We start from the raw sequence: 9772 nt of genomic DNA on the forward strand, positions 1-9772 counted from the left end.
TGAGCTGTTACTACAGCTCATTTCCAATTACATAATAATTACTTAGTTCCGAATAATCTATCCCCTGCATCTCCAAGTCCTGGGACTATGTATCCATGCTCATTTAACTTCTCATCAATTCCCGCAACATATATATCTACATCAGGATGAAGCTTTTGAACAAGTTCAATACCTTCTGGAGAGCTTATTAAGCATACAAGTCTTAAATTCTTAGCTCCTCTTTTCTTTAGCATAGTTATAGCATCTGCAGCTGATCCTCCTGTTGCTAACATTGGATCTACTACTATTACATCTCTTTCTGCTATATCTTGTGGTAACTTGCAGAAGTATTCTACTGGTTGAAGAGTTTCTTCATCTCTATATAAACCTATGTGACCAACCTTAGCTGCTGGTATAAGCTTAAGCATACCGTCTACCATACCAAGCCCAGCTCTTAATATAGGAACTATAGCCACCTTCTTACCTGATAACATTTTGCATTTTGTTTTGCAAATTGGTGTTTCTATTTCTACTTCTTCTGTACTTAAATCTCTTGTTACTTCATAAGCCATAAGCATTGAAACTTCTTCTACTAGTTCTCTGAAGTCTTTTGACCCTGTTTCCTTACTTCTTATAAAAGCTAATTTGTGTAATATTAATGGGTGATCTATTTGTGTTACTTTACTCATTTATATTCCTCCTACGGCTATTTATTTTTATTATTTATAATATTTCTTTTCTATCTCTGTTATTTTATCAATTCTATTTTGATGTCTTCCACCTTCAAACTTTGTGTTCAAAAATGTTTTTACTATATCTAATGCTAATCCTGGTCCTACAACCCTTTGCCCTATAGTTAATATATTTGCATCATTATGTTCTCTTGTTGCATGTGCACTAAAAGTATCAGAGCATAGTGCTGCCCTAATTCCAGGAATCTTATTGGCTGCAATACCAATACCTATACCTGTTCCACATATTAGAATTCCAAAATCGAATTCTTTTGATGCTACTGCTTCTGCTACCAATATGGCGTAATCTGGATAATCACAAGATTCGTTGGAGTTAGTTCCAAAGTCTTTTGTTTCATAACCTGCTTCGAATAAGTATTTTTTTATTTCTTCTTTTAATTCGACTCCACCATGATCGCATCCAATTGCTATTTTCATAAAAATGTACCTCCTATCACTGTATTGGTAATTTTTTATAATAAAAAAGGAAAGGTTTCCCCCTCCCTCCCTAATTATACTTCTAATATGTCAAAGCCTGATGCTTTATTTAATCTATTCATTATAGCTAAACCTACCCCTTCTTCATCAAAAGCTTGACATAAAATAACATCTACGTTTAAATCATCGCACTCTCTAAGAGATTCAAATAGGTTTCTTGCTACATCGTATAGATTTTTTTCACTTCCTAAGGAAATTACTTTACCACTATTAAAATTACTACATAATTCATCTGTAGATAGTATTGCAACTTCTTTTTGATTTTCTATATAATTTTGTACTATTTCATTAATTTTTTCAATAGTTTTTTGCTTATTTCCTTTTATTATTTTCAATTTTGCCTTAGGTGCATAATGTCGATACTTCATTCCTGGCGCCTTTGGCCTTAGATTTTCATCTGGTTTTCCTTGTATTGCTTTATCTATCTTTATGCCCTTACAAACTTCTTGTAACATTTCTAAAGTTATTCCACCCGGCCTTAAGACCATAGGAGGATATACTGTACAGTCAACTATGGTTGATTCAACCCCAACATTGCTTTTTTCTCCTCCAAGTATATAGTCCACTTTTCCATTTAAATCCTCAATACAGCGTTCAACTTCAGTTGGACTAGGCCTTCCTGATATATTAGCCGATGGTGCTGCAATTGGATATCCTGATAACTCTATAAGTTTTAATGCAATATTACTATTTGGCATTCTTATACCTATTGTATCTAAATTTGCACTAGTTTCATTTGGAATTATGTCTTTTTTATTTAGTATTATTGTAAGAGGTCCTGGCCAGAATTTATCAATAAGCTTTTGTGCTACTTCGGGCACTTCACTTACTAAATAATTTATTTCTTTTGAAGATACATGCACTATCAAAGGATTATCTTGTGGTCTTCCTTTGGCTTTAAATATTTTTTCTACAGCTTTAGCATTTAAAGCATTTCCACCTAATCCATATACAGTTTCTGTTGGAAATGCAACAATTCCTCCATTATGTATAATCTTTGCCGCTTCAATTAAATATTCAATATCTTTATCAATATCTTTTATAATAGCTACCTTTGTTTCCAAAAGTTCTACCCTCTTTCTCTTTATATTTCTATTTGTTCTCTTGCTATTTTAATATTTTCTATAGCTGAAGCTGTATATGATGCTCGAACACAATTTTTATATATTTCATCTAATAAAATATATTTTTTAAGAGCACCTTTTCTTATAACTTGAAAATAATAAGTTTCTTCTGGATTAATCTTCTTTATTTTTAAATATTCTTCTGCAGCTTCTGGATATTTTTTAATAAATATCTTGCTTATAGGCTTCAAATACTTATTCCTGAATCTGGTCGTAGTCATAATTACTATATCCATATCTTCTCTAAATTTATCAGTATGAACAGAAATTACTTTATCACATAGTATAACAGACTCTTTAGAAAATAGTCCACTTTTAAATTTTAACTTATTATTTATACACGAAAACTTTAATCTGTGATAATTTAATTTACTTATACATGATATTATTATTAATACTTCTAAAACTAATAGATAAATCCATAAGAACATAGCTCTTATTTCTGCTAATAAAGCTACTAAAGGAAGTATTATAAATAGTATGAACATTAATATAAAGAATTGATTTTTGTGCTTTCTTTCCTTTTTTAATGCTTTATTTATTTTCATTCTTCCACCTACTTTAAAAGCCCTACATTATCAAATGCAAGGCTTTTTTATTAAATAGCGTCAGTATTTCCCATTTTTTTCATTTTTTCTGCTTGGTCAGCTGTAATTAATGCATTAATAACTTCATCTATATCACCATTCAAATATGATTCTAATTTATAAAGTGTTAATCCAATTCTATGGTCAGTAACTCTTCCTTGTGGGTAGTTATAAGTTCTTATTCTCTCACTTCTATCCCCTGAACCTACTTGGCTCTTTCTATCTTCTGCTATCCCAGCACTTCTTTCAGCTTCTGCAGCTTCATATAATCTAGACCTTAAAACCTTCATAGCTTTTTCTTTATTTTTTAATTGTGATTTTTCATCTTGACATGCAACAACAAGTCCTGATGGTAAATGTGTGATTCTTACTGCTGAATCTGTTGTATTAACGCATTGACCTCCATTACCTGAAGATCTATATACATCTATTCTTAAGTCTTTTTCGTTTATTTCTATTTCAACGTCATCAACTTCTGGTAATACAGCTACCGTTGCTGTAGATGTGTGAATTCTACCGCTTGATTCTGTATCTGGAACTCTTTGAACTCTATGAACTCCACTTTCATATTTAAGTTTAGAGTAAGCTCCTGAACCCTTAATCATAAATACTACTTCTTTAAATCCACCAATATCAGTTTCGTTAGCACTCATTAGTTCAACTGACCATCTTTGTGTTTCTGCATATCTTGTGTACATTCTAAATAGATTTGCTGCAAATAATGCTGCTTCATCTCCACCTGCACCACCTCTTATTTCTACAAAAACATTCTTATCATCATTTGGATCCTTAGGTAATAAAAGAATTTGTATATGATTTTCTAATTCTTCTTTTCTTGTTGCTAACAATGAAATTTCTTCTGAAAGCATTTCTCTCATTTCTTTATCGCTTTCTTCTGATAACATTTCTTTGTTTGCTTCTAAATCATCTGTAACTGTTCTATATTCTCTATATGCAGTAACTATAATTTCTAAATCAGCATGCTCCTTACATAGCTTTCTCCATTCACTTTGGTTAGCCATTATTGAAGGATCTGATATCTTTACAGATAACTCATCATATTTATTTTCTATAAAAGCCAATTTATCTAATAACATAAATATCACTCCGTACTATATTTTTTAACATCTCCATATTATATCACAAGAGATAGAAACTTATCAATATTTAAAGTATCCCAGTAGAACTCTGTCTAATCCTGCCAAATCTTTTACTAACTTTATATTAGAAAATCCAGCTTCTTTCATTAACTCACTAACATCTTCTCCTTGATCATGACCAATTTCAAATGCTAATAACCCCTTCTCTTTTAATACATACTTACTTTCTTTTATTATTCTTCTATAAAATATTAATCCATCGTCTCCACCATCTAAAGCTGTATGTGGTTCATATTTTTTAACATCATCCATTAAATTATCAATTTCATAGGCTTTAATGTATGGTGGATTAGATACTATTATACTATATTTCTTTTCTTCTTTTATTGCTTCTGATAACAAATCGCTCTTTATAAAGATAACCCTGTCTTCTAGCCCATGCTTAACTATATTTTTTTTAGTTATCTTCTCTGGAATATTATAAAAATCAATTTCATCTACTCTTATTTTTTTTCTGTAAGATGCAATAGATATACCTATTGCTCCACTTCCTGAACATAAATCGCAGATTTCTATTTCATCATCTTCTCCTATAACTGATAATACTTCTTCAACTAATATTTCAGTGTCTCCTCTTGGTATTAAAACTCCTTCTTCTATATCAAAGTCTAATCCCATAAATTCTGTTTCACCTAAAATATATTTTATAGGCATTTTTCCTTTTCTTTTTTCTATTAAATTTAAGTATTCTTTTTCATCTTTAGCTGAAACTTCTTTTTCCCTATTTGTTATTATATATACCTTATCTTTTGCTAAAACATTACATAGTAATAATTGGGCATCTAACATATATGTATCTATGTCTTCTGCTTTTAATATTTTTGATCCTATATCTAATAAATCTCCAATAGTCTTTTCTTTTGGCTTGATTCCTTCTGCACTCATAAGAGCTGCAATAGCAACCTCTATTTGATCATCATCTGGCTCCTTAGTTGTAAGCTCTTGAAGTTTCAATCCTGGGTATGCTATTATTTTTGATAACTTATTGTCATTCTTGCCAAGCCATCTTATTAATTCATATGTTATTCCTGATACGAATGGAATTAGGACTATTCTAAGTATAAGTCTTTCAAAAAATCCTCCCCAACCAGTGAAGCTAAATATTATTATACTAACAAACATAATTAAAAATAAGAAATTTGTTCCACACCTTGGATGGAATCTACCAAACTTTCTTACATTTTCTACTGTTAATTCTTCTCCTGATTCATAACAGAATATTGATTTATGCTCAGCTCCATGATATTGAAATACTCTATATATGTCTTCCATCTTGCTTATAGAATACATATATATAAGTAATATTGCAATTCTAATTATAGCTTCGATTAAATTTAATGCTATTGCTGGCATAGTTAATCTCATGTTAAATAAAGAAGCTATCCCTGTTGGTAAAGCCACAAATAACCCTATAGCAATAAAAAAGGATAATATCATTGTTGCTCCTATTATTAAGTCATTACTTTTATCTCCAAATTTATTTTTTAGCCATATTTCAAATTTTGATTCTATTTCATCTTCATCCTCAAAAAATGATGCTGAATAGTTTAATGTATTAATTCCTGTAATTAAAGAATCTAAAAGCACAAATATACCTCTAATAAATGGAATATTTAAAAATTTGTATTTTTTAGTTATAGGAATTATTTTCTTAAATTCTATCTTTATTTCTTTATCTGGAGTTCTAACAGCTGTAGCTTGACCTTTGCTTCCTCTCATCATAACACCTTCAATAACAGCTTGACCTCCAACCTCGCACTTTTTCATTCTACCACTCTTCCTATTTATAAATTATTTTTGTACTTAAAATAACAGTGCCCACATAAAGATTCATATTCTACATTATCCACATTGTCTATAGCAATTTGTTCTCCTTCGAATACAAATCTATTATTAATTTTTCTTCCATTTAAAACTGCTTTTCTTCCACATTTACATATTGTCTTCATTTCCTCTATACTATGAGCAAGCAATAATAATCTGGTGCTTCCTTCAAAACCTTGCATTTTAAAATCTGTTCTTAAACCATAGCATATTACTGGTATATCTAAAACAATTGCTAATTCAAATAATTGATCTATTTGATTTGCCTTTAAAAATTGAACTTCATCTACTAAAATGCAATCTATATTCCCATTTTTTTCTTTATATTCTTTAACCTTTTCTAATACATCATCTTCATTATAAACAACTAAATCTACTTTTCTTTCAACACCTAATCTTGAAATTAATTTCTCTCCACCTTTTTTATCAGTATGAGGCTTCATCAATATAACCTTCATGCCTCTCTCTTCATAATTATAGGCTACTTGCATAAGATGTGTTGATTTTCCTGAATTCATAGCACCATATCTAAAATATAATTTACTCATAATACGTCTCCTTTTCATTAGATATATACTAAGATTATAGCATTTTACCTTATAACTAATCAAAGATATTTTATTATGTAATTATCTTGACTCAATTATTCTCCTATGATATACTCAAATGGTTATTTAAGTAGTCGAAAGAGGTGAAAAATATGAGAGAAGGCATACATCCAAAATACAACCACGAAGCTGTAGTTAAGTGTGCATGTGGAAATACTTTTACAACTGGTTCAGTTAAAGAAGAACTTAAAGTAGAAATATGCTCTAAATGCCACCCATTCTTCACTGGTAAACAAAAAATCATTGATGTTGGCGGAAGAGTTGACAAATTCAATAAGAGATTTAATCTTAACAAATAGAAATTCTGGGAAAGACATTGTCTTTCCCATTTTTTCTTTACTATCTTTATTTTCTTAATTTTTTCTTCAGTTTCTTAAATTTATCTTAGATTTTTCTTTTTTATACTTTATTTTAAAATTTATATTATAATATATATAGTAATTATTTATTGTCATAAATTTCAAAACTATTTTAATTTCTATTAAAAATATATTATGTTATTTAGAAAAGTGAGTGTTATATAATCATGAAGAAAATTTTAATAATATCAACTTCTACGGGTGAGGGTCATAATCAAGCTGCAAATTCTATATCTGGAAATTTTGAAAAGTCTGGATATGAAGTTATACGCCATGATTTTTTGAAAAATAATAGTAAGATTTTGACCAAATTATTTATTAGCGGATATGAGATATCTGCTTCATTTTTCCCTAAGACATATGGATTAGCCTATAAACTTACTGATACTGGATTTACAAATAAACTATTATCTCTTGTATTTTTCTTTACTAAAAGAAAAATATCAAAATTAATAAATTCAGTAAATCCAGATATAATTTTAATTACTCATCCATTTGCTGTAAACATAATGGGGTCACTAAAGAAAAAAGGCTTAAATAAACCTGTAATTGTTATAGTAACAGATTTTAAAGCTCATTCAACATATATAGATAAAAATATTGATGCTTATATAACTGCAAGTGAAAATACAAAAGAAAATTTAGCAAGCAGAGGAATAGATTCTAGAAGAATATTCTCTTTCGGTATTCCTGTAAAAGATGAATTCTTAGAAAATAAATCTGATATTAAAACTGCTAAAAATGATGATTATTTTAATATTTTATTAATGAGTGGAAGTATGGGATTAAAAAATATTTCTTATGTTTTAAAAGAATTATTGAATAATTCTCATAAACTCAGAATAACGGTAGTTTGTGGTAAAAATGAAAAGCTTAAGAATAACTTATTAAACGAATATAGCCATTCAATGAAAGATAAAAAACTACATATATTAGGTTTTTCAAAAGATATCGATTCATTAATGGAATATTCTGACTTGATAATAAGTAAACCTGGTGGTTTAACTGTTACTGAAGCTATAACAAAAAACTTACCTTTATTAATTCCATTTGCCATTCCAGGACAAGAAACTCAGAATGTAGAATTCTTAACTTCTAATGGATATGCTATATATGTAGACAATCTTTTAGAGTTAAATTTCAAAATAGATAATTTGATTTCAAATCCTAAAGAATTAGAAAAAATGCGTTTTAAGTTATCTAAAATATCAGCTTGTTATTCTAAAGAAAAGATAGTTAAATTAGCTAACCAACTAATAAATAAATAGGGAAAAGTGAAAGAGTGAATAGGGAAAAAGTGAAGGATAAAATCCTTGCGGGATTTTTGAATAAAAGGTGCTTTACATCTATATATTTCAAGTTTTGCAGGGCAAAACATCCTCAACTTTTCACTCTTTCACTCTTAACTTTTCACTAATAAATTGCTTCGCAAAATATTACTTTCTCTCTATTTCACTTTTACTAAATATATTAATAAATTCTTTATTACTTTTTGTTTTTGAAAGCATATTTATTAATTTTTCAGTTACATTTTCTACATTACCATCTCTATACATTACTCTTCTAATAGAATATGAAACTTCTTTTTCTTCATCAGATAATATTAAATCTTCTTTTCTTGTGCCTGATTTATATATATCTATTGCTGGGAATATTCTTCTTTCTTGAAGCTTTCTATCTAAATGAACTTCCATGTTTCCAGTTCCTTTAAACTCTTCAAATATCATATCATCCATTCTTGATCCTGTGTCTACTAAAGCTGTAGCAAGTATTGTTAAACTTCCTCCTTCTTCAATATTTCTAGCTGCTCCAAAGAATTTTTTAGGCATTATTAGCGCTCCAGGATCTAGACCACCTGATAGAGTTCTACCTGTTGGAGTTATTGTTAAGTTATAAGCTCTTGATAGCCTTGTTAAGCTATCTAGTAGTATAACTACATCTTTTCCTTGCTCTACCATTCTTTTGGCTCTTTCTAGTACCATTTGAGAAACTTTTGCATGATTTTGAGGCTCTTCGTCAAAGGTTGAATAAATAACATCACCATTTATAGATCTTTTCATGTCAGTTACTTCTTCTGGTCTTTCATCTATAAGCAATACTATAAGTTTAATATCGGGATAGTTTTTAGAGATATTTTGAGCAACTTTTTTTAATAAAGTTGTTTTACCTGCTTTAGGAGGGGCTACTATTATTCCTCTTTGTCCTTTACCTATAGGACAAATTATATCCATTAATCTTGAAGATAGATCTCCTTCATTATTAGTTTCTAGATGTAGCCTTTCTTGAGGATAAATAGGTGTTAATGTCTCAAAAGATTGTCTTCTAACAGCTCTCTCTGGATTTTCACCATTTACTCTTTCAACAAAAAGTAGTGCCTTAAATTTCTCACCATCTTTTGCTTCTCTTACTTTTCCTTCTACTTCATCACCAGTTCTAAGATTGAATCTTCTTATTTGAGATGGAGATACATAAATATCATTTTCACCTGTTTGATAATTGTTACATCTTAAAAATCCAAAACTATTATTTTCTAATATCTCTAAAACACCTTTAGCGCTATTAGATTCATTTATCATAACTTTTAGTCTTTCTCTTTTTTCTTCTTTATTTTCTTCCTTTACTTCTGTAATTACAGTATTACTAACTTCTTCTACCTTCACCTTAGGAGTTATTTTTTCTTGTAATACAACTCCATTTTTTTCTATACTCTTAGGAGTATTTTCAATTATTGCATCTATAAGTTCATTTTTTTTAAGTTTACTTATATTTTTTATATTAATTTCTTTAGCAATTTCTTTTAACTCAGCTAATGTTTTTCTTTCATACATTTCTTTAGTCAAAATTACACCTCCATATAATATTTTCATTTATAAATTAATTATGACTATATATTCATAATAAA

The 9772-nt window shown here is 29.0% G+C and carries 10 protein-coding genes; 2 read left to right on the forward strand and 8 right to left on the reverse strand.

The window, feature by feature from the left end; all coding sequences use genetic code 11:
* Positions 1-38 precede the first annotated feature (38 nt).
* From upp to A500_RS18565, 7 genes are all read right to left on the reverse strand, one after another.
* Positions 39-668: a uracil phosphoribosyltransferase gene (gene upp, locus A500_RS18535; protein ID WP_016209112.1), complete on the reverse strand. Its 630-nt coding sequence runs from the start codon at positions 666-668 to the stop codon at positions 39-41.
* Between the two features lie 30 nt (positions 669-698).
* Positions 699-1148, reverse strand: coding sequence for a ribose 5-phosphate isomerase B (rpiB, locus tag A500_RS18540; RefSeq protein WP_016209113.1), 450 nt, complete (start codon positions 1146-1148; stop codon positions 699-701).
* Positions 1149-1222: 74 nt separating this feature from the next.
* On the reverse strand, positions 1223-2272 hold the full coding sequence (locus tag A500_RS18545) for an L-threonylcarbamoyladenylate synthase (protein WP_016209114.1): 1050 nt from the start codon (positions 2270-2272) through the stop codon (positions 1223-1225).
* Between the two features lie 20 nt (positions 2273-2292).
* A complete protein-coding gene (locus tag A500_RS18550) occupies positions 2293-2880 on the reverse strand; it encodes a hypothetical protein (protein WP_016209115.1) in 588 nt (195 codons plus the stop codon).
* A gap of 50 nt (positions 2881-2930) precedes the next feature.
* Complete coding sequence (gene prfA / locus A500_RS18555) at positions 2931-4016, reverse strand: peptide chain release factor 1 (RefSeq protein WP_016209116.1); 1086 nt, start codon at positions 4014-4016, stop codon at positions 2931-2933.
* 63 nt (positions 4017-4079) lie between these two features.
* Complete coding sequence (gene prmC, locus A500_RS18560) at positions 4080-5846, reverse strand: peptide chain release factor N(5)-glutamine methyltransferase (RefSeq protein ID WP_016209117.1); 1767 nt, start codon at positions 5844-5846, stop codon at positions 4080-4082.
* 17 nt (positions 5847-5863) lie between these two features.
* Entirely contained in the window at positions 5864-6451 is a 588-nt protein-coding gene (locus A500_RS18565; RefSeq protein WP_016209118.1) for a thymidine kinase, read from the reverse strand.
* Positions 6452-6603: 152 nt separating this feature from the next.
* On the opposite strand from A500_RS18565, the gene rpmE reads away from it, so the two are divergent.
* Both rpmE and A500_RS18575 read left to right on the forward strand, forming a co-directional pair.
* Positions 6604-6810 carry a 50S ribosomal protein L31 gene (gene rpmE / locus A500_RS18570; protein WP_016209119.1) on the forward strand — a complete coding sequence of 69 codons (207 nt, stop codon included), beginning with the start codon at positions 6604-6606 and terminating at the stop codon, positions 6808-6810.
* Between the two features lie 227 nt (positions 6811-7037).
* Positions 7038-8138: an MGDG synthase family glycosyltransferase gene (locus tag A500_RS18575; protein ID WP_016209120.1), complete on the forward strand. Its 1101-nt coding sequence runs from the start codon at positions 7038-7040 to the stop codon at positions 8136-8138.
* 168 nt (positions 8139-8306) lie between these two features.
* On the opposite strand, the gene rho is transcribed toward A500_RS18575, so the two are convergent.
* Positions 8307-9710, reverse strand: a complete 1404-nt coding sequence (gene rho / locus A500_RS18580; protein WP_016209121.1) for a transcription termination factor Rho — start codon at positions 9708-9710, stop codon at positions 8307-8309.
* Positions 9711-9772 lie beyond the last annotated feature (62 nt).

The sequence above is a fragment of the Clostridium sartagoforme AAU1 genome (assembly GCF_000401215.1).
Classification (GTDB): domain Bacteria; phylum Bacillota; class Clostridia; order Clostridiales; family Clostridiaceae; genus Clostridium; species Clostridium sartagoforme.

What these genes read in the sequence shown, in the direction of transcription:
- upp (WP_016209112.1), bottom strand. Translation starts at nt 668, where the DNA reads ATGAGTAAAGTAACACAAATAGATCACCCATTAATATTACACAAATTA.
- rpiB (WP_016209113.1), bottom strand. Translation starts at nt 1,148, where the DNA reads ATGAAAATAGCAATTGGATGCGATCATGGTGGAGTCGAATTAAAAGAA.
- A500_RS18550 (WP_016209115.1), bottom strand. Translation starts at nt 2,880, where the DNA reads ATGAAAATAAATAAAGCATTAAAAAAGGAAAGAAAGCACAAAAATCAA.
- prfA (WP_016209116.1), bottom strand. Translation starts at nt 4,016, where the DNA reads ATGTTATTAGATAAATTGGCTTTTATAGAAAATAAATATGATGAGTTA.
- prmC (WP_016209117.1), bottom strand. Translation starts at nt 5,846, where the DNA reads ATGAAAAAGTGCGAGGTTGGAGGTCAAGCTGTTATTGAAGGTGTTATG.
- A500_RS18565 (WP_016209118.1), bottom strand. Translation starts at nt 6,451, where the DNA reads ATGAGTAAATTATATTTTAGATATGGTGCTATGAATTCAGGAAAATCA.
- rpmE (WP_016209119.1), top strand. Translation starts at nt 6,604, where the DNA reads ATGAGAGAAGGCATACATCCAAAATACAACCACGAAGCTGTAGTTAAG.
- A500_RS18575 (WP_016209120.1), top strand. Translation starts at nt 7,038, where the DNA reads ATGAAGAAAATTTTAATAATATCAACTTCTACGGGTGAGGGTCATAAT.